The organism is Fructobacillus cardui, from assembly GCF_963580785.1.
GTDB classification, from domain to species: domain Bacteria; phylum Bacillota; class Bacilli; order Lactobacillales; family Lactobacillaceae; genus Fructobacillus; species Fructobacillus cardui.
The window spans coordinates 1-19,711 of sequence record NZ_CAUZLS010000001.1 but is presented as its reverse complement, the minus strand read 5'-3'; the positions used below and the strand labels follow the sequence as shown (position 1 = coordinate 19,711).

Below are 19,711 nucleotides of genomic sequence, written 5' to 3'. Positions count from 1 at the left end.
ATCCAGTTTAAAATGGCGGTACAAGCGATTTGAAGGAGAGCGTAGCTGAATGTCTTTAAAAACTGTATTTCAAAAAGTAACCAACTACTTTCAACCTAAAATGATTGCAATTGGTATTACTCATAATGGGTCTTTAGAAGCAGCAGATGCTTTTGTTGAACGGCAAGTGCGCAAACCAACGCCGGACGACCGTGAGGTTTTGGTTCGGATTTTGGCAACGGCGGTTAACCCTGTCGACACGAAGATGCGGGCTGGTTATCGCCAGGACGGTGTTTTTCGCGTTTTTGGTCTTGATGTTGTTGGTGTGATTGAAGAGGTCGGTAAGGACGTGACTGACTTTTCTGTTGGCGACCGCGTTTTTTATGCTGGTAAGCAACACGCCTTTGGTGCCGATACCGAGTTTCAAGTGATTGAGGCCGACATGATTGCGTTGGCACCAAAGAATTTGGATAATGTCGATGCGGCAGCCATGCCCTTAACTTCCATCACGGCTCACGATGTTTTGCACCACGGTTTTCATTTACCGGTGGCGCAGAATAGTGCCCAGGGAAAATCAGTACTCATTATCAATGGTGCTGGTGGTGTTGGTTCGGTTTTGGTTCAGATGGCCAAGTACCTTGGAATGACTGTGCTTGCTACGGCGGGAACAACTGAATCCAAAAATTGGGTTAGAGAGTTAGGGGCTGATTTTGTCCTTGATTATCATGACGACTTGCAAAAACAGTTGGCAGCGATTCATTTCCCCCAAGTTGACTATATTGCCAACTTGCAGGATACAACGGCTTATTGGGATTTGATGGCAGCAGTCATCAAGCCTTATGGGGAAATTGCAGCGATTGTTGAAACGACCCTACCAGTTGACCTAGGTGATTTAAAGAGTAAAGCCGCTTCGTTTTCTTGGACCTTTATGTTGGCCCGCGGCAATGAAAACTTTAATCTTGCTGAGCAAGGCCAAATTTTGCGTGATGTCGCCAACCTTTTGGACCAAGGGGTCATTCGCCCAACCGTTACCAAGGTCTACCAGGGATTATCAGTTGAAAACGTGCGTCATGCTAACCAGGATGTTACTAGCCACCATACGATGGGGAAAGTTGTTATCGATTATATGGCCGAAGAAGAGGCCAATAATAAGGTTGAACAGACGGTTGCTAATAATGTAGCACCAGTTGAAGTAACAATGGCAGATGCTAATAATTAACACGATTTGGGACGGGGACCAAGCGGTCCTCGTTTTTATTTGAGTCATTGCAGGAATAATAAACGAGGAAAAAGATGATTACGTATCAAAAGGTTGTCTGGCAGGTACCGGCTGAAAATCAGGATGTAGTGATTGCAACCTTGGTAGCGCTCGGGGCAGAAGGTGCCGAGCAGAGGACAGACACGGTCACTATTTACCAGGATGTTAATCAAGAAGGTTTTGAAAATCAGATTGCGACCTACATTGCTGGTTTAACGGCCCTGGCTGAGCGGGGACTGGCCATTAATAGCCAGCCAATTTCACAGGAACGATTGGATTCATCAACCTTTGAAAACGAATGGAAGAATTATTACCATGCCAGTCGCGTGACCAATAAGTTTACGGTGGTGCCTGCTTGGGAAGACTACCAAAAGGCGCAAGACCAGGAAAAATTAATCGTGATGGATCCAGACCAAGCTTTTGGTACCGGTACTCATCCAACTACTTCGTTGATGATTCAAGCATTGGAAGCCGTTGTTCGTGGCGGTGAAAAAACGATTGACGTTGGGACCGGATCGGGTGTTTTAGCAGTGGCTGCCAAGCACCTGGGTGTTGGTTCGGTATTGGCGACTGATATTGACGAAGAGGCAGTGGCAACGGCCCAAGCTAATTTGGCATTGAACCCTGTTGCTAGTGATGTCACCGTGATTGCGTCGGATTTGATGCAGGATGTGCCACAAGAGTGGAGCAAGTCTGAGTTAATTATGGCGAACATCTTGGCCGATGTGATTGCGCCGCTGATTCCTCAAGTGATGCCGATGCTGACGGCTGGCGGTTACTTCTTGGTTTCAGGAATTTATGATGATGTGGAACTCGCGATTAAACAGGCCTTGGAAAGCCACGGACTAACCATCGTTCAGCACTTAAACCAAGGAACCTGGCATGCCTTTATTACCAAAAAGGCAGATGACTTAATCAACGACTGATTTTTTAGGAAGAGAAATCGATGCAACGTTACTTTTTAGAAGAACCCATTCAAAATAACATCATCCTGACGGCTGATATGCCAGCTTTTAAGCACTTGGTGAAGGTTTTACGCGCCAAGGTTGGGACGAAAGCAGAATTTTTTGATGGCCAATCGCGTTTGGTGCTTGGCCAAGTCGAAGACATCAGCCAAGACCAGGCCACTATTACGGTACTGGCCGACATTGACCAGCAGGTGGAATTACCTGTTGAGGTCACGCTGGTTGTTTCACCGATTAAAAAAGATCGCAACGAATGGCTGGCTGAGAAGGCAACCGAATTGGGGGCGAGTCGTTTACTTTTCGTGCCGATGGAACGGTCGGTCGTTTCCTGGAATGAAAAACAGGAAGCAAAGCAATTAGAACGACTGCGAGCCAAAGCGGTTGGTGCTGCCGAACAATCACACCGACTGAAAGTGCCGGAAATCTACTTTGCTGATTTTGCTGAGGTTTTGACACTGGAAAAGGATCAGGGATTGGTCGCTTGGGAAGAATCTGCCAAGCAGGGCGAAAAGGCGGCTTTGGTTGACTTGGCGCAAGCCAGCCAGCCCGGCCAACGCTTTGTGGCTGTCTTTGGCCCAGAGGGTGGTTTGACCGAAGAAGAGATTAATACCTTGCAAGAAGCCGGCTATCGTCCAGGCGGCTTGGGCCCACGAATCTTGCGGGCGGAAACGGCGCCGCTATATACATTGGCCGCTTTATCAACATTATTAGAATTAGAAAAATAACAGAAAAATGAGTCGGGGTTGTCAAAAACCTTGCCCTCATCGGCTAAACAGCCTATAATTTGTTATAATGATTTCACTGTGAATGAGGTTTTTACATGCGTAATTTTTTAAATAAATTACACCACTCAACTTGGTTTTATAACTTATTGGTCATGATTTTCGTGGCAGTCTTGTTGCCATTTGTGGCCGACAAATTTGACTGGTCCGATATTAATCTGGTCTTTTGGCTCTGCTTTGTCTTAAATGGGGGCTTTGCTTTGTACTTTGGCGCTCAAATTCGCAAGCACGGTCTGCGTTTTTACTGGATTTTTGTGCAGCCACTGCTTTTTGGCGTGGTGACTACCTGGTCCTTTGACTGGGTTGATACTGAATATGGTTATTATTTGGCCGGTTTGTACCTGGTTTTGACGATTTTTACTTTTTGGTCTGATACGCGGTCTGACCCTGATGAAGACTTATTGCCAATCGATGGCGGTTATGAAGATCTTTAAATAATCGAAGAAAGCGCCCCCCAAAAGGGGGCGTTTTTCTGTTAAAATACTAAGAGAATAATTTTTTTACTTTTTACCCCCTTGGAGGAAGCATTCGTGATTACTGTTGCAGACATGTCATTTTCATTTTCTGGTAAGAAACTTTACCAGGACGTTAACTTAAAGTTGGTCCCCGGCCATACATACGGCATTATCGGAGCCAATGGTGCCGGTAAATCAACCTTTTTGAAATTGCTTCAGGGGGAATTGGAACCGACTGAGGGTGTCATCAGCATTAGCGATAACGACCGGATGTCATCTCTACAGCAGGATCACTTCGCCTTTGACGACTTTACAGTGATGGATACGGTTATCCAGGGGCATGAACGTCTCTACCAGGTTAAGACCGAAATGGACGCCATCTATGCGAAGCCTGATTTTTCAGATGAAGACGGGGTGCGTGTAGGTGACTTGTCTGCCGAATTCGAAGAGTTAGACGGCTGGAACGCTGAAACTGAAGCAGCACAACTGCTGACTAAGTTGGGCATCGACGAATCAATGCAACAGAGCATGATGGGCGACTTGACTGAAAACGATAAGGTTAAGGTTTTGTTGGCTCAGGCTTTGTTTGGTAATCCAGATATCTTGGTTTTGGATGAGCCGACCAACGGGTTGGATGTTCAGACGATTGCCTGGTTGGAAGACTTCTTGGCTGACTTTGAAAACCTCGTGATTGTTGTTTCGCACGATCGTCACTTCTTGAACGTCGTGTCAACGAATATCTTGGACGTAGACTACGGTAAGATTACGCCGTTCGTTGGAAACTACGATTTCTGGCGTGAATCAGCTGAATTGGCCCAACGCCTGGCCTCACAGCAAAACGCTAAGAAGGAAGAGCAAATCAAGCAGCTGCAAGAATTCGTGGCACGATTCTCTGCCAACGCCTCAAAGTCAAAGCAGGCAACGGCTCGTAAGAAGCAGTTGGATAAGATTACTTTGGATGATATCAAGCCTTCATCACGTAAGTACCCTTACATTTCCTTCCCATTGAACCGTGAATTGGGGAATGATTTAGTTCGCGTTGAAGGGGTCTCTAAGACGATTGATGGCGAAAAGGTTTTGGATAACATTACCTTTACTGGCCGTCCTGGCGATAAGATTGCCATCTTGTCCCGGTCTGATTTAGCAACGACCACGTTGATGCAAATTTTGGCGGGCACGATGGAACCCGATACAGGATCTGTTACTTGGGGCGTTACGACTACCCAGTCATACTTGGCTAAGGATTTGAACGATAACTTCGACGACCAGGAAAAGGTCATCTTGGATTGGTTGCGCGATTTTGCCGAAGAAGAGCAAAAGGATAACACGTCATTGCGTGGTATGCTTGGCCAAATGCTCTTTAAGGGTGATGATGCCTTGAAGCAGATTAAAGTTTTGTCCGGTGGTGAAAAGGTTCGAATCGTTTTGGCTAAGTTGATGCTGTTGAAGGCCAACGTTTTGTTGCTTGACGATCCAACAAATCACTTGGATTTGGAATCAATTCAGTCATTGAACGATGCGGTTGCAGACTTTAAGGGTTCTGTTATTATGACTTCTCATGACCACGAGTTCTTGGAAACAACGGCCAACCATATTGTCGAAGTTTCTGCCAAAGGTGTGGTTGACCGTTTGGATACAACTTATGATGACTTTATTAACACGGACAGTATTCAAGCCAAGGTGAAGGCTTTGTACGATTAATTCATGAGCTGATGGTGAGAACTATCAAGGAGCGCTTTCGAGCGCTTTTTTGCTTAAGTAAAAAGGAGATTTTTAATGGCTGCAGGTATTGATAAATTAGCTTTCTACACGCCAGGACTAGCACTTGATATGGTCGAATTGGCAAAAGCCAGAGGCGATGAACCTGACAAGTATACGATTGGCATTGGTCAGTCGGTTCAATCTGTCGTGCCGAACTATGAAGACGTGGTGACGATGGGGGTCAATGCCGCCAAGAAAATCTTGACCGCTGACGATATCGTGGACATTGATATGCTGATTTTTGCTACCGAGTCCGGGGTTGATAATTCCAAATCAGCGGCCGTTTTTGCGCAGAAGTTGTTGGGCCTATCGCCATACATTCGCACGATTGAAATGAAGCAGGCCTGCTATGCTGGGACCTTTGGTTTGATGCAAGCCAAGGATTACGTGAACTTGCACCCCGACAAGAAAGTTTTGGTGATTGCGGCTGATATCGCTCGCTATGGGCTGAAGACAGCTGGAGAGGTCACGCAGGGGGCTGGTGCGATTGCCATGGTGGTGAGCGCTAATCCGGCCATTGCTGAAATCGAAGATGACTCTGTTTATATGAGCCAGGACGTTCCTGATTTTTGGCGGCCAGTGGCCGCAACGACGGCCTTGGTTGATGGCCATCTGTCAACGGATATTTACAAGGAAATGTTCTTGACGCTGTGGTCACGATATACAGAACAGACAAAGTTATCGTTGGCCGACTTTGCCGGTTTTGCCTTCCATCTGCCATACACGAAGATGGGCAAGAAGGCATTGGACCAAGTTTTGGACCAAGCGACACCTGAGCAGCAACAATTCCTCCAGGAACAATTGGCAGCTTCACAGATTTATAACCGTCAGGTTGGAAACCTCTATACGGGGTCAGTCTATCTCGCACTACTTTCCCTATTGCAGAATGGGCAAATCGCTGCCGGTCAACGGTTGGCTGTCTTTTCATATGGTTCAGGTGCGGAGGCCGAGCTCTTTTCATTAAAGGTCCAAGAAAACTTCCAGTCTGCTATTGCTAGCCAGAATGTTGATGGCATGTTGGCCGACCGTCGTCAGCTTTCAGTCAGTGAGTACGAGGACGTCTTCAATTCGCAGTTGTTTGACTATCAGGTTGATGTGACGACGGCGGGTTTTGAGAACGCGGGCTTGTGCCAATTTGTTGGCTGGCAAAATGGCCACCGTCAATACAAGATGAGCTAAAGACAAACATTTGAGGCAAAGCGTGCTAAACGTTCTATTTTTGTCCTATTTTTCATTTAGAATGTTATCCCGTTGCAACTTGCTTTTGGTAAACTAAGAGAATAGGTAAACAGGTAAGTAAAGGAGAATTACCCATGGCAAAGCGGATTTATTTGGCTGGACCATTTTTTTCAGAAACACAGATTAAGAAGGCTGAGCGCCTCGAAAAGGTCTTAGAAGAACACGACCAAGTTGGTCACGTTTTTTCACCTCGAAAGCATCAGCATGCTGAATATGAGCTTTTTTCAGAGCCATGGCGTCACGCCGCCTACGGGTCTGACGTTGAAGCCATCGACAATTGTGATGTGATGCTAGCGTTGGCTGATTTTGACCGGGCCGATACCGATTCAGGTACTGCTTGGGAAATCGGTTATGCGAAGGCCAAGGGAATTCCCGTTGTCGTCATCAAAGAGGAAGCGGATATTACGTTGAACTTGATGATTGCTATGTCATTAACGGCATACTTCGACAAGATTGAAGATGTCGCATCGTATGATTTGGAAGCTTTGCCAGCAAAGCCATATGATGGCGAAGTCATCTAAAAATCAGTCAAGTCGGGTCTGACAAAAATTGCAGGCTTTGAACCATTAATTAGAGGAGAAAATCATGATTAAAGCAGTTGTAACCGTTGTTGGCCAAGACCAAACAGGAATCGTTGCAGGAATTGCCACCACTTTGTCAGAACATGGGGTCAACATTTTGGACATGTCTCAGACCATTATGTCGAAGACGTTTACCATGTCAATGTTAGTAGCAATCGATGCTGCTGCTGATTTTGATGAAGTCTATGCCTCTGTTAAAGAGGAAGGCGCTCGCTTAGGCGTGACTGTGCACGTCCAACGAGAAGAAATTTTTGATACGATGTCCCACATCTAATTTTAAAAAAATTAGTGCGAACAAAGACGAAGAAAAGAAGCAAATAATGGATACAACACAAATTCGAGAAACAATTCAGATGGTCAAAGAAGATAACTTTGACATCCGGACGATTACGATGGGCATTTCTTTGCTGGACACTGTTGGTGGTTCAGTTGAAGAAACGGCGAAGAACGTTTATCAAAAGGTAACCACTTATGCCAAGAACTTGGTGGTAGTTGGTCAACAAATTGAACGTGAATATGGTGTACCCATTACGAATAAGCGGATTTCGGTCACGCCGGTTTCTTTGATTGCTGGTCATGCCGATGAAAAGGAAATCCTTGTTTTGGCGCATGCCTTAGATGATGCCGCTAAAGAGGTTGGCGTTGATTTTATTGGTGGCTATTCCGCTTTGGTCCAAAAAGGCTTTTCACATGGTGATTTAGCGTTGATTAAGTCATTGCCAAAGGCTTTGACGGAAACGGATGTTGTGATGTCATCCATTAACGTTGGTTCATCAAAAGCTGGGATCAACCTTGATGCCGTCAAGTTGATGGGTGAAACGATTAAGGCCATTACGGACAAGTCTGATACAGCAAATTCAAAGATGGTGGTCTTTGCCAATGCCGTTGAAGATAATCCCTTTATGGCTGGCGCCTTCCACGGTGTTTCAGAACCAGACGTTGTGATTAACGTCGGCGTTTCAGGCCCTGGTGTTGTTAAGCGTGCCTTGGAACAGGTCAAGGGTGAGTCCATTACAGTGGTTGCCGAAACCATCAAGAAGACGGCCTTTAAGATTACCCGTGTTGGTCAGTTAGTTGGAACGATTGCAGCGGAACGCCTTGGCGTACCGTTTGGAATTGTTGATTTGTCCTTAGCACCAACACCAGCTCGTGGTGATTCTGTAGCCGAAGTCTTGGAAGAGATCGGTTTGGAACAAGTTGGGACGCATGGAACGACTGCTGCTTTGATGCTCTTGAACGATGCCGTTAAAAAGGGTGGCGTGATGGCCTCACAAGGTGTTGGTGGTTTGTCTGGTGCCTTTATCCCCGTTTCAGAAGATGCCGGGATGATTGATGCCGTCCAGGCTGGAACATTGTCATTGGCCAAGTTAGAAGCGATGACGTCTGTTTGTTCGGTTGGGTTGGATATGATTGCCATCCCAGGTGATACACCAGCGACAACCATTTCAGCAATGATTGCTGATGAAGCAGCGATTGGGGTGCAAAACAACAAGACGACGGCTGTGCGAATCTTGCCAACGAATGGCACGAAGGTCGGTGACATGGTCGACTATGGTGGTTTGTTGGGAACTGCCCCAGTGATGCCAGTGGTTGATAAGTCTTCTGCTGATTTTATTAATCGTGGTGGGCACGTGCCTGCACCAATTCATTCCTTTAAGAATTAAAAAAGAAAAAATGAGTCCTCGACCAGGTTGGGTTTGGGCTCATTTTTGTGCTGGTGCTGATATTTGGCATTGTAAATGATGATAAGAAAAAAGGCCCACTTTTGCAGTGGGCCTTTCATGCGTATTAGTTAAAATCATTGTGTTGATGGTGAGCGAGTCGACCATAAGAGTAGCGGTCGTTTTCAGCAACAACCCGCTTATTGAGTAAATCTTTGGCCTCATGGTGGGTTGGTGTAAAGGTCGTCCCGTTTTTCCATGCTTCTCGTTGGTCACGGTGATTTAAAATGTTATCACGGATGCTCAAGAAGAAGGCATCGACCTTGATCCGCTTCAACCCAAAAATGTGGCGTAAATAACTTCTGGTCGAATTAACTGGTAGATTCATGACGAAATCCTCCGTATCGTTTCTGTAATTAGTATTACTATACAATGCCATTCGTCTAATTACTGTCACATAGGTTAAGGTTAGTGGAATCCTAACTATCTTAAGTTCTTCTTAATATTTGTCTTTGTATAATGGAAATATGGAAATCAATGCTGTACAACAATACCAACAATACTTGCAGGCAGAACGTGGTTATTCGCTTCAAACTGTGAAAGCGTATCGAACTGATATTGACGAATTTGTGAACTATTTGACCGATAATGGGGGATTTACTGGCTTTACCAGCATTAAAAGCTTAGATGTTCGAGTTTACTTAGCCAGTCTTTATGATCAAATGCTCGCGCGAACGACGATTGCCCGTAAGGTTTCGAGTCTGAAAAATTTCTATGCTTATTTGGTGAGTGAGAATTTAGCTGTTGATAATCCCTTTGATGGGGTAGCACTGCGGAAGCATCAGGCACATTTACCGGAATTTTTTTATGATAATGAGATGTTGGAACTCTTTCAGGTTGCTTATGACCAAAATGGCCATCCCCTCTGGCGTCGAGATGCCGCTTTGTTGGAATTCTTATTCGCCACAGGAACTCGAGTTTCTGAATTTGCGGGACTGACATTGGACCAAATTGATTTAAATCAGCGTCTGGTGCTGATTCACGGAAAAGGGAATAAGGACCGATTTGTGCCCTTTGGTTCATATGCCAAGAAAGCCTTGGAAGATTATTTAGACAATTGCCGGCCGATGTTAATGGCTAAAAATCACCGCTTAAACCAAAAAGATGTCGTCTTCTTAAATGCCAATGGTGGCCCAATCACTACTGCCGGTGTGACTTATATTCTCAACCAGTTGATGCAAAAAACGACCCTAACGGGTAAGATTCATCCGCACATGCTACGGCATAGCTTTGCGACTGCTTTGTTAAACCGAGGAGCAGATATGCGAACTGTTCAGGAATTACTGGGCCACGCCAATCTTTCAACGACTCAAATCTATACTCATGTTTCGAAAGCTATGCTCCAGGATTCGTATCAAAATTTCTTTCCACGGGCCAAAAAAGCGGGTGAAGGACACACAAAAAGAGGGTAATGATCTTTATCCAACAGTTTTTTTAAAGTGCGGGCCAATTAAATTGTCATTCTTAAGAATAGATAGTAAAATAAAGTTATGATAATTCTGGAGAATGACAAATTAAAGGTACAAATCAGCGAGCATGGTGCGGAGCTGATTTCAGCGTGGAATAAGGAAGCGGAACTAGAGTATATCTGGTATGGGGATCCCATGTATTGGGGTCGGCATGCGCCTAATCTTTTCCCTATTGTTGGTCGCCTTCAAGGTGATCAGTATGAACTGGCTGGTCAAACTTATTATATGAACCAGCACGGTTTTGCTCGAAATATGGATTTTTTGATTGTCAGTGAGCAGGATGACGCTGTTCGTTTGCGGTTGGAGGATTCCGAATCGACACGGCGAATTTATCCGTTCGCCTTTATTTTTGATGTTATCTTTACCCTGAATGGTTCATCATTGAAAGTTGAGTACGAAGTTAAGAATCCAGCGAGTCACGATTCACTGTTCTTCTCCGTTGGAGGGCATCCAGCCTTTAACCTCCCACTTGATGGTGGTAAATTCTCGGATTACTATTTGTCTGTGACCCCCGAAAAGGTTTACGATCGAATTCGTTTGGTTGGACCTTATTCGAATCCAAATGTGCCAACGCCATTCTCTTCCAATATTCCGTTGCGTCTGCGTCAAGAAGACTATCATGATGATGCCATTATTTTGAAGCTCGATCGCCAGAAGACAACCTTCTTGTTGGCTCGGTTAGCGAACCAGCATGGCATGGAAATGACGATTGATAATGCCCAGTTTGTTGGTGTTTGGACACCAGCCGGGAAGGATGCGCCGTTTATTGCCGTTGAACCTTGGTGGGGGATTGCCGATACGGTTGATGCCACCGGTAACTTTAAGGAAAAGTTTGGTGTGAACGTCCTTGCAGCGGGTGATACCTTTAACGGTTCCTACTCGATGAATTTCTTTTAAGCAAAATATTTTAAATCAATCAATGAAAGAAAAAAGCCAGCTGCTCATCCAGCTGGCTTTCGGATTATTAGACTATGAAAATTACAGAATTATTTGAACAGAAAAAGCCAATTGCCCAGTCAGCCTTAGCCGTTCCGATGGCATTAGGGCCGGCCGATAAATTTACGCCCTTTAAGCAGGCGTTAGACCAGAAGAATCCAGATGCTGTTATCTGGCAAGCTGATGCCATTGTGGATGAGTTTTCCAAAGAGGTCATTTGGGACCAGGTTAAGGCCGGTGGTGCGCAGGCGGTTGAAGAAAGAGACGCTTCCGCGATGAAAAAAGCCGCAATGAAGGCGGAATTGGACCAGGCGCACCAAGAATTTCTATCCAATTGGCCGGCTATGCACCAGCAAATTGTAAATGAATTAGTGGACAACGCTCTTCAAACAGTAGGAGATCACTTGGTTTTGCTGGCTTATACGACGAAAGAGGCCGGTGGTCAGGGAGAACTAGCGCCAGCTGACCAGGCTTATTTCTTAGCCACGGCATTGCAAGTCGGAGCGGACCGTTTTGCCGGAGTCTACTTGCCAGAGGAACTGGATGAAAATTTGCAGGAAAAGGTCATAACCGTCGCCAAGAAAGTGGCTGTTCCGGTTATTCGAACGGGCATAATTGACGATTTGACGCCAGAAACAATTCGAGCGGCATTCTCTGCTTTGTTGACCAAGAATCCGGATGTGGTGAATTTGCAGGTTGCAGCTGATCGGCTAGCTGAAATTGACTTAGCTGATTTTGAATTAATTTTAGCCGGTTTGGCTGATCGAGCCGGCGAAACTGCTCTTGTGTTAACGGTTACCGGTATCCTTTCGAAGGATCAAATTGAATCTTGGCTTGTTTTTCAATCTGCCCTCGTCACCCTAGCCTTAGGGGAAAATTGGCAGACACCGTTGATTAAAAGTACGATTAGTGAATTAGGTTGGGCGTAATTGTTACTGTATCTATGAGTTGATGTTTGGCTAGATTTTTTTCAACAATTTGTGCGATGCTACTTGTCTATAATTTCGGGAATCAGAATGCATTGAACTGTAAAAGTTGAATGCAGTAGTGCTCGATTGCCTATGATATAAAATAAATCTGCATGGATTAGAAAAACTCGTATAACATCACAAGCTTGCCTAACAAAGCTTGTGATGTTATACTGTTGTTAACCAACTGAGGTAGTTTATCTATCTACCTACCCAGCACTCTTCGGAGTGCTGTTTTTTTATGCTCAAAACTTAGTTTTACTGGCTAGTTGTTCGACAGTATTATCGGCAAAAAAAAGACTCCGTTTGCCTTATCGGTTGATAGAGAGAGCGGAGTCTTTGCTTTATTGTCCATTATTGTTTGGGTATAGGTTGCTTAGATAGGCAACCAAACCTGATTTGACATCGTGAGCAATCTTTTGCTGGTAGGAACTTTGACGAATGTAAGAGAAGTCATGGTCTGAATTAATGAAACCATTCTCGAGTAAGACGGCGGGTCTGGTGACGTCTTTAATCACGAGGTAAGGCATCGTTTCGTAACCGCGATTTTCAAGTGGTAGGTTATTCAGTGAACCATTTAAAGCTTGGGCGAGTGATTGTGAATTGTCATTATAATAATACTGGGAAACGCCAGAAGCGCTGTTATTCGACTTTGAGGAGTCGAAGTGGAAGGAAATCTGGGCATCGGCGTTATACTTTTCGGCCTTGAGGGGGATGTAAAGTAGGGGAACGACGACATCCTTGGTGCGGACCATGATGACCCGCGCACCGGCATTCGTCAAAACTTTTTCAGTCGCCAACGCTGTTTTCAGGGTGTAGGTTTTTTCATAATGCTTGCCATCCGTTGAAATCGCACCGGTATCGGAACCACCGTGACCGGGGTCTAAGACGATGGTTGCTTCAGACAACTGGGTAGCAGTCTTCAATTTAGTGTTATTAGCAACCCAAGAAGCAACCCAACCCACTTTTTGATTGTTATCGCGCTTAACCTGCCACCAACCGTTTTTTTTAGCAACGACAGTCAGTTTGGTGCCGGCCTTCAACTTGGTGATTTGTTTGTAATTCAGTCCCGGACCCGTTCGTAAGGGAACTTGGTCTGGACGAGTCGTCAGTTGGTTTTGTTGCGCCAGCGAGATGATGAGAATCATGGTCGCAAAGGTGAAGACGCCAACGATGATGGCTCCGATTTTATTTTGTTTAATCCAATTTATTAAATGAAACATCAATCCGGCCTATTCTTCATATACTTCTGTTTATTTTATCACGAATATTCCAGAAAAAGGGTCCTTGATTCGAGTATAATAGAAGACATGAAACAATTTAGAGTAGAAAACTTAACGTCTGTATACGGTGAAAAGGTCCTTTTTGATGACCTTTCTTTTTTGATTACCCAGGGTGATCGTGTTGGCCTGGTAGGGGTCAATGGGTCCGGGAAAACGACCCTGTTAAATGCCCTTTCCGGCAAGCAGCCCGCTGATCACGGGACGATTTCGACCCAAAATGATTATCGCGTTGGATACTTGGAACAAGATCCTGATTTGGCTGGACACATGCAGGTCCTAGATGCCATTTATGCTGGGGACCAGCCGGTTTTTCAAACGATTCGAGCTTACCAGGAGTCCTTAGATTTTTTGGCGCAAGATCCCGAAAATCCAAAGGCAGCCAGCCGCTTTGAAAAGGCGCAGGCCGCTATGGATCGCGATGATGCCTGGACCATCGAGGCCCAGATTAAGACTATCTTAACGCAGTTACATTTAACGAATTTAAATCAAGAAGTGGCTAGCCTGTCTGGTGGTCAAAAAAAGCGGGTTGGTTTAGCGCAAGTTTTGATTCAAGAGCCTGATCTCCTGATTTTAGATGAGCCGACCAACCACTTGGATTTTGATTCAATTGCCTGGCTGGAACAGTACTTGGCCAAGTACAAGGGTGCCTTATTGACGGTTACGCACGACCGTTATTTCTTGGATCGGGTGACGAATCGAATTTTTGAGCTTTCTTTTGGGAAACTTTACGAATACCAAGGCAATTACCAAGATTACGTTGAAGGCAAGGCAATCCGCCAGGAAAACGAGGCGGCTGCTGAACATAAGCGCGAAAAGCTTTATGAAAAAGAACTGGTTTGGATGAAGAAATCAGCCCGAGCCCGGACAACGAAGCAAAAGGGCCGAGAAAAGGCCTTCTCGGAGTTAGAGGACTCGCTAGGGAATGTGCGTACGGACCAAGACGTCGAGGTGTCCTTGGGCCAGCAGCGCTTAGGTAAGAAAGTAATTGCCTTAGATCATGCCTCTTTGGCTTTTGGCAATCAGGTGATTTTTAAGGACCTGTCATTGCGTTTTGGTCAGCGCGACCGAATTGGTATTACCGGACCGAATGGGGTTGGAAAATCTTCTCTTTTGAATGTTTTGGCCGGTCGGTTGCCATTGACTGATGGGGTATTAGAAATCGGGGAAACGGTGCGAATCGGCTATTACACGCAGGTAACGGAGGAAATCCCGGCCGATAAGCGGATGATTGAATACCTAACGGATGTTGCTTCGAGTGTGAAGGACCGCGATGGAAACGTTATTTCCGCCAAGGACCTGCTAGAGCAGTTTCTCTTCCCAAGCTTTATGCATGGAACTTTGGTGCGTAAGTTATCTGGTGGTGAAAAGCGCCGGTTGTACCTACTAAAGATTCTTTTGCAGGAACCAAACGTTTTGTTGCTGGATGAGCCAACTAACGATTTGGATATCGGCACCTTAACTGTTTTGGAAAATTTCCTGGCCCGCTTTGCAGGAACTGTCGTGACGGTTTCCCACGATCGTTATTTTTTGGACAAGGTGGCCGACTATGGTTACTACTTGTCTGGTAATGGTCAAGTTGACCGATATAATGGCGAGTTTTCAATTTACTTGGATGAGGTTGTCTTACCAGGTGAAAAGAGTGCTGGGACAGGTCGTCTGGATAAAAAAGAAAAATCAGCAACTGAAAAGTCAGTAGCACCTGCACAAAAGCCTAAAAAGCGTAAGTTAACCTATATGGAAAAGCGCGAATGGGAAACGATTGAGGATGAGATTGCTGATTTGGAGGCACAAGTAGAGGGTTTTAATGATCAAATGGCTGCTAATGGTGCCGATTACCAAAAGGTTGCTGAAATTCAAAGTCAATTGCAAGAGGTCTCTGATGCCCTTGATGCGAAAATGGAACGCTGGGCTGAATTAAGTGAAATTGTTGAAGGACAGGGCTAAGGCCCTGTTTTTTTATTGGGGTTGCTAAGACTATTTTTTGGTTTGGAATAATCATTGGTCCTCCTTGTTTCCGTCTAATGATGCTAAAAGGAAGGAGGAATTTGATGAATTTAAAGCAATTTTTGTTAGCACTGCACCTAACGCCTGGAGTGGGTAAGGCCAAGGAGGCTAAAGTGATTGCCGCCTTAAATCAACAAGGCAATCCAGAGCAGGGACCCTATCCCTGGCCCTTTTTAACGTTAGCCCTTGTTCTTGGTTTGGAGCCTGGGTCACAACCATATCGGCAGATTCAGGCGAGTTATGAGTGGTCATTGGATAAGGCCTTGGCATACCAGGGGGACTGGTTAACCTATTTTGACAAATATTATCCAAAACGGCTCAGTGAGATTTATCAGCCACCATTAGTCCTCTTTTACCAGGGCGACTTACGGGCGTTGGCTTTGCCCTCACTGACAGTAGTTGGGGCGAGGGCGGCCAGTTCCTATGGATTAACGGCCTTGCGGCAATTGTTGCCGGATGTGATTAAGACAGGGATTGGCATTGTCTCAGGATTAGCCAAAGGGATTGATGTGATGGCCCATCAGACGACTTTTCATTATGGTGGTGTTCCGGTGGCAGTCATTGGCACAGGGTTAGACCGGGCATATCCAGCAAATCACCGTTTACTGCAAGAACAGGTTGGTCAGCAGGGGTTATTGTTGTCGGAATACCCAGTAGGGTCCTTGCCATTGAGAAGTCACTTTCCAGACCGCAATCGAATTATTGCGGGCCTTTCGAGTGCCACGTTAGTGATTGAGGCCAAGCACTATTCCGGGTCGCTGATTACTGCTAATTTAGCGTTACAAGAAAATCGACAAGTTCTAGCAGTTCCTGGTCCGATTGATGCGCCCTTGTCGGTTGGCCCAAACGAATTGATTCAGGCCGGTGCGTTGCCAGTCTTAACGAGCAGTGATATCATTAAAGCGGTTTCATGTTTGACTTAAAAATTTGCCTTATATAGTAGGAAAATGATTCCACCCGTCTTGCCAAAGCGTAGCTTTGACTGGTATGATGGGAGAGTTAAACCAAAAGGAAAGCTTGCTTTTGGGTGATAAACGTGATTATTGATTCAAAATAATCACCTTTGTCGCCAATCAAGTAGCTTTAGAAAAATGGGGAATCACACGTTGGTAGAAGCAAAGACCAAGAAAACAACTGCTCCAAAGAAAAAGAGTAAGAAGAAAACAAGTAAAAAATTAGTGATTGTCGAGAGTCCGTCAAAGGCCAAGACAATTGAAAAATATCTTGGCTCGACTTATCAAGTTGTTGCCTCGATTGGCCATGTCCGCGACCTCCCTAAGTCAACATTGGGTGTTGATGTTGACCAGGATTACGAACCAAAGTACATTAATATTCGCGGTAAGGGTCCGGTGATTAAGGACCTGAAAAAAGCTGCTAAGGCTGCCAAGCAAGTCTATCTCGCATCCGATCCGGATCGCGAAGGAGAGGCGATTGCCTGGCATTTACAGCATATTTTGGGCCTTGATCCAGAACAAAAGAACCGAGTGGTCTTTAACGAAATCACGAAGGATACGATTAAAAATGCCTTCAAGGAACCACGGACCATTAACCAAGACTTAGTTGATGCTCAGCAGGCTCGGCGGATTATCGACCGGTTAGTGGGTTACTCAATTTCACCAGTATTGTGGAAGACGGTTAAGCGTGGCTTGTCAGCCGGCCGAGTACAATCAGTTGCTCTCGGTTTGATTATTGCCAGAGAACGCCAAATTCAGGCTTTCCAACCAGAGGAATACTGGACACTGGATTCCGAATTCAAGAAGGACAAGTCGAAGTTTAAGGCGAGCTTCTATGGCTTTGCTGGTAAGAAACAACCGTTACCTGATAACGCTGCCGTCCAAGCGGTCATGGCTGATTTGGACTTGAAAAAGCCCTTCCAGGTATCAGAAGTCAAGGCCAAGGAAAGAAAGCGGCAACCACAGCCACCATTTACAACGTCAACCATGCAACAAGCGGCCAACACCCAGTTGAAGTTCCGAACACGGAAGACGATGATGACGGCTCAGCAGCTTTACGAAGGAATTAACTTAGGGCGTGGCCTCGGTCAAGTTGGGTTAATTACCTATATGCGTACGGATTCGACCCGACTTTCAGCCGTGGCGAAGAATGCCGCTGCCCAGTATATTCATGACGAGTGGGGCGAGGAATATTCAAGCCATAAGCCCATTGCCGGGACGCCGCAAGAAGGGGCCCAAGATGCCCACGAAGCAATCCGTCCAACGGATGTCACGAAGACACCAGCGTCGATTAAGGATAAGCTAACTCCTGACCAATTCAAGCTGTATTCCCTGATTTGGTCGCGCTTTGTTGCATCTTTGATGACGCCAGAAATTTTGGATACCTTAGCAGTGACGGTTGAGCAAAATGGTGTCTTATTCCATGCCAATGGATCAAAGACCAAGTTTGCTGGATTTACCAAGGCTTATCCGTCTGCTAAAGAAAAAGATAACCTTTTACCTGATTTGGCAGAGGGGGATGAAGTCGACTTGGCGAAGACAAACCCCGAACAGCACTTCACGATGCCGCCAGCCCGCTATACTGAAGCGGCTTTGATTAAGGCTTTGGAAGAAAACGGTGTTGGTCGTCCTTCGACTTATGCGCCAACGTTGGATACCATTCAGCGACGGAACTATGTTCGGGTGGATGCACGGAAATTTGTGCCCACTGAATTAGGTGAAATTGTCCAAACAATTGTTGAGGATAAGTTCCCAGATATTACCGATACCAAGTTTACGGCCCAGGTTGAGCATTCACTGGATGAAATTGAAGTCGGTGATAAGAAGTGGGTCCCGGTCGTCGATGAATTTTACAAGCCATTTTCTAAGGAAGTTCAGTCCGCTGAGGAGACCTTGGAAAAAATTACGATGCACGATGAATTGGCAGGCATGGACTGTGAAGTCTGTGGCGCACCAATGGTGATTAAGATGGGTCGCTATGGTAAGTTCTATGCTTGCTCTCGCTTCCCAGACTGTCGGAATACAAAGGCGATTGTGCAAGAAATCGGTATCACTTGTCCAAAGTGTGGTAAGGGACAAGTTGTGGAACGCAAAACCAAGCGTGGCCGAAAGTTTTATGGTTGCTCTCGCTATCCTGACTGTGACTTTGTCTCATGGGATAAGCCAAAGGATCCAAATCAAGTAGACGACAAGGTTGTTAGCGCAACTGGTGAAGACCAGGAGGCCAGCGGTTCGGTCGCCACTAAGACTAAGAAAAAAGTACCCGCGAAGAAAAAAACGAGTGAAGCGAAGTAAAAGAATTTTTGAAAAGCCGCCGCTAATGATATGTCCTAATTTTGGGGTTCATATCACTAAGGACGGCTTTTTTTGAGAAATGAGTAAGAAAGGTGGCTGTATGGCTACAAGTAAGAAAGTTTTAACCATTGCGGGATCTGACTCGCTAGCCGGTGGAGGCCTGCAGGCTGATTTGGCCACCTTTGCCGAGGCTGGCTTGGCTGGATTTTCGGTGATTACGAGTATTGTCAGTATTCAGCCCAGTAATGTGGCGGTCTTTCCCGTGCCTGACGAGGTTTTTGACCAGCAATTAAAGTCTTTATCCCAGGTCGAAGACTTTGCCGCCATTAAGGTGGGGATGTTAACGTCGGTCAAGCAATTGGAGCGGGTGGTGTCCTTCTTACAAGATTATGCTGGTCCAATCGTGGTTGACCCTGTATTGGCCTTGAAGGAAGGCCACTTGGCCGAAAACAAAGCGCTGGTCCAAGAATACTTGGACCGCCTATTGCCACTGGCAACGGTCACGACACCGAATTTAAATGAGGGATTAGCGTTGGCAGAGCGAGCTAACGCCTTGGCGAAAACGTCGAGTGATTTGGCAGAATTAGCACAAGAAATCAGTGAACGAGCTCACACTGCCGTATTTTTAAAGGGCGGCCAGGGATTTGTGGATGAAAAAGCCCTGGATTTGCTGGCAGTGTCAGGCCAAATTAGTTATTTCACACAACCAGCCTTAGGCGAGGATGCCTTTGTTAATGGCGCCGGTTGTACCTTAGCGGCAGCAATTACGGCCAAATTAGCCTTGGGTGAGAACTTGCAACAAGCGGTTGAGCAAAGTCAGTTTTTTGTTCATCAAAGCATTCAGCAGGGATATCGTCTGAATGACAGTCGAACGGATGGCAACGTCTTTCAGATTGGTGCCAAGTGGTCGAAATAAAGCGGGTTAGTTAACCCTTTACTGATTTTTTGATAGGGCAGATTACAAGTTTAATTCGAACGCATCCGTAAAAACTTCCAATGGTGTTTGATAATGATGTAATTTCATGGGCCGCTTGTTAATGAGTTCAACCGCCTCATATAATC

General features: G+C 45.6%; 18 protein-coding genes and 1 pseudogene. 16 read left to right on the top strand and 3 right to left on the bottom strand.

Annotated features, from left to right (window positions below; all coding sequences use genetic code 11):
* The first annotated feature begins 49 nt into the window (after window positions 1-49).
* From AABI20_RS00090 to AABI20_RS00050, 9 genes are all read left to right on the top strand, one after another.
* Window positions 50-1,198, top strand: a complete 1,149-nt coding sequence (locus AABI20_RS00090; protein ID WP_082131875.1) for a zinc-binding alcohol dehydrogenase family protein — start codon at window positions 50-52, stop codon at window positions 1,196-1,198.
* Between the two features lie 74 nt (window positions 1,199-1,272).
* A complete protein-coding gene (prmA, locus tag AABI20_RS00085) occupies window positions 1,273-2,163 on the top strand; it encodes a 50S ribosomal protein L11 methyltransferase (protein WP_338346398.1) in 891 nt (296 codons plus the stop codon).
* A 20-nt stretch (window positions 2,164-2,183) separates the two neighbouring features.
* A complete protein-coding gene (locus tag AABI20_RS00080) occupies window positions 2,184-2,927 on the top strand; it encodes an RsmE family RNA methyltransferase (protein WP_047974467.1) in 744 nt (247 codons plus the stop codon).
* Window positions 2,928-3,022: 95 nt separating this feature from the next.
* On the top strand, window positions 3,023-3,418 hold the full coding sequence (locus tag AABI20_RS00075) for a hypothetical protein (RefSeq protein ID WP_047974466.1): 396 nt from the start codon (window positions 3,023-3,025) through the stop codon (window positions 3,416-3,418).
* A gap of 96 nt (window positions 3,419-3,514) precedes the next feature.
* Window positions 3,515-5,140, top strand: a complete 1,626-nt coding sequence (locus AABI20_RS00070; protein ID WP_047974465.1) for an ABC-F family ATP-binding cassette domain-containing protein — start codon at window positions 3,515-3,517, stop codon at window positions 5,138-5,140.
* A 75-nt stretch (window positions 5,141-5,215) separates the two neighbouring features.
* Window positions 5,216-6,379 (top strand): hydroxymethylglutaryl-CoA synthase, encoded by a 1,164-nt coding sequence (locus AABI20_RS00065; protein WP_047974464.1) that lies wholly within the window; start codon window positions 5,216-5,218, stop codon window positions 6,377-6,379.
* Between the two features lie 134 nt (window positions 6,380-6,513).
* Window positions 6,514-6,960 (top strand): nucleoside 2-deoxyribosyltransferase, encoded by a 447-nt coding sequence (locus AABI20_RS00060; protein ID WP_338346397.1) that lies wholly within the window; start codon window positions 6,514-6,516, stop codon window positions 6,958-6,960.
* Between the two features lie 64 nt (window positions 6,961-7,024).
* Complete coding sequence (locus AABI20_RS00055) at window positions 7,025-7,294, top strand: ACT domain-containing protein (protein ID WP_047974462.1); 270 nt, start codon at window positions 7,025-7,027, stop codon at window positions 7,292-7,294.
* A 46-nt stretch (window positions 7,295-7,340) separates the two neighbouring features.
* Complete coding sequence (locus AABI20_RS00050; RefSeq protein WP_338346395.1) at window positions 7,341-8,684, top strand: PFL family protein; 1,344 nt, start codon at window positions 7,341-7,343, stop codon at window positions 8,682-8,684.
* 124 nt (window positions 8,685-8,808) lie between these two features.
* On the opposite strand, the gene AABI20_RS00045 is transcribed toward AABI20_RS00050, so the two are convergent.
* Complete coding sequence (locus AABI20_RS00045; protein WP_338346394.1) at window positions 8,809-9,069, bottom strand: hypothetical protein; 261 nt, start codon at window positions 9,067-9,069, stop codon at window positions 8,809-8,811.
* A 139-nt stretch (window positions 9,070-9,208) separates the two neighbouring features.
* On the opposite strand from AABI20_RS00045, the gene xerC reads away from it, so the two are divergent.
* From xerC to AABI20_RS00030, 3 genes are all read left to right on the top strand, one after another.
* Entirely contained in the window at window positions 9,209-10,153 is a 945-nt protein-coding gene (gene xerC, locus AABI20_RS00040; RefSeq protein ID WP_338346392.1) for a tyrosine recombinase XerC, read from the top strand.
* A gap of 78 nt (window positions 10,154-10,231) precedes the next feature.
* Window positions 10,232-11,107, top strand: a complete 876-nt coding sequence (locus AABI20_RS00035) for an aldose 1-epimerase family protein (RefSeq protein WP_047974458.1) — start codon at window positions 10,232-10,234, stop codon at window positions 11,105-11,107.
* 74 nt (window positions 11,108-11,181) lie between these two features.
* A complete protein-coding gene (locus tag AABI20_RS00030) occupies window positions 11,182-12,075 on the top strand; it encodes a hypothetical protein (RefSeq protein WP_053068907.1) in 894 nt (297 codons plus the stop codon).
* Window positions 12,076-12,458: 383 nt separating this feature from the next.
* Here the strand turns inward: AABI20_RS00030 and AABI20_RS00025 are convergent, their stop codons facing one another.
* Complete coding sequence (locus AABI20_RS00025; RefSeq protein WP_338346391.1) at window positions 12,459-13,337, bottom strand: N-acetylmuramoyl-L-alanine amidase family protein; 879 nt, start codon at window positions 13,335-13,337, stop codon at window positions 12,459-12,461.
* A gap of 87 nt (window positions 13,338-13,424) precedes the next feature.
* On the opposite strand from AABI20_RS00025, the gene AABI20_RS00020 reads away from it, so the two are divergent.
* The 4 genes from AABI20_RS00020 (at window position 13,425) to AABI20_RS00005 (ending at window position 19,565) form a co-directional block, all read left to right on the top strand.
* Window positions 13,425-15,341, top strand: a complete 1,917-nt coding sequence (locus tag AABI20_RS00020) for an ABC-F family ATP-binding cassette domain-containing protein (RefSeq protein WP_338346389.1) — start codon at window positions 13,425-13,427, stop codon at window positions 15,339-15,341.
* A 104-nt stretch (window positions 15,342-15,445) separates the two neighbouring features.
* On the top strand, window positions 15,446-16,324 hold the full coding sequence (gene dprA / locus AABI20_RS00015) for a DNA-processing protein DprA (protein WP_338346386.1): 879 nt from the start codon (window positions 15,446-15,448) through the stop codon (window positions 16,322-16,324).
* Between the two features lie 168 nt (window positions 16,325-16,492).
* Entirely contained in the window at window positions 16,493-18,649 is a 2,157-nt protein-coding gene (topA, locus tag AABI20_RS00010; protein WP_338346384.1) for a type I DNA topoisomerase, read from the top strand.
* Between the two features lie 100 nt (window positions 18,650-18,749).
* The gene (locus tag AABI20_RS00005; RefSeq protein ID WP_338346379.1) at window positions 18,750-19,565 is read left to right on the top strand and encodes a hydroxymethylpyrimidine/phosphomethylpyrimidine kinase; all 816 of its coding nucleotides are present in this window, start codon (window positions 18,750-18,752) and stop codon (window positions 19,563-19,565) included.
* Between the two features lie 42 nt (window positions 19,566-19,607).
* Here the strand turns inward: AABI20_RS00005 and AABI20_RS07550 are convergent.
* Window positions 19,608-19,711, bottom strand: a pseudogene (locus AABI20_RS07550) (IS30 family transposase); the annotation flags it as partial.

Bases quoted from the DNA above. Each gene is read 5' to 3' on its own strand.
- dprA (WP_338346386.1), top strand. From the start codon at position 15,446: ATGAATTTAAAGCAATTTTTGTTAGCACTGCACCTAACGCCTGGAGTG.
- AABI20_RS00025 (WP_338346391.1), bottom strand. From the start codon at position 13,337: ATGTTTCATTTAATAAATTGGATTAAACAAAATAAAATCGGAGCCATC.
- AABI20_RS00055 (WP_047974462.1), top strand. From the start codon at position 7,025: ATGATTAAAGCAGTTGTAACCGTTGTTGGCCAAGACCAAACAGGAATC.
- topA (WP_338346384.1), top strand. From the start codon at position 16,493: ATGGGGAATCACACGTTGGTAGAAGCAAAGACCAAGAAAACAACTGCT.
- AABI20_RS00005 (WP_338346379.1), top strand. From the start codon at position 18,750: ATGGCTACAAGTAAGAAAGTTTTAACCATTGCGGGATCTGACTCGCTA.
- AABI20_RS00090 (WP_082131875.1), top strand. From the start codon at position 50: ATGTCTTTAAAAACTGTATTTCAAAAAGTAACCAACTACTTTCAACCT.
- AABI20_RS00035 (WP_047974458.1), top strand. From the start codon at position 10,232: ATGATAATTCTGGAGAATGACAAATTAAAGGTACAAATCAGCGAGCAT.
- AABI20_RS00065 (WP_047974464.1), top strand. From the start codon at position 5,216: ATGGCTGCAGGTATTGATAAATTAGCTTTCTACACGCCAGGACTAGCA.
- AABI20_RS00020 (WP_338346389.1), top strand. From the start codon at position 13,425: ATGAAACAATTTAGAGTAGAAAACTTAACGTCTGTATACGGTGAAAAG.
- prmA (WP_338346398.1), top strand. From the start codon at position 1,273: ATGATTACGTATCAAAAGGTTGTCTGGCAGGTACCGGCTGAAAATCAG.
- AABI20_RS00050 (WP_338346395.1), top strand. From the start codon at position 7,341: ATGGATACAACACAAATTCGAGAAACAATTCAGATGGTCAAAGAAGAT.
- AABI20_RS00075 (WP_047974466.1), top strand. From the start codon at position 3,023: ATGCGTAATTTTTTAAATAAATTACACCACTCAACTTGGTTTTATAAC.
- AABI20_RS00030 (WP_053068907.1), top strand. From the start codon at position 11,182: ATGAAAATTACAGAATTATTTGAACAGAAAAAGCCAATTGCCCAGTCA.
- AABI20_RS00080 (WP_047974467.1), top strand. From the start codon at position 2,184: ATGCAACGTTACTTTTTAGAAGAACCCATTCAAAATAACATCATCCTG.
- AABI20_RS00045 (WP_338346394.1), bottom strand. From the start codon at position 9,069: ATGAATCTACCAGTTAATTCGACCAGAAGTTATTTACGCCACATTTTT.
- xerC (WP_338346392.1), top strand. From the start codon at position 9,209: ATGGAAATCAATGCTGTACAACAATACCAACAATACTTGCAGGCAGAA.
- AABI20_RS00060 (WP_338346397.1), top strand. From the start codon at position 6,514: ATGGCAAAGCGGATTTATTTGGCTGGACCATTTTTTTCAGAAACACAG.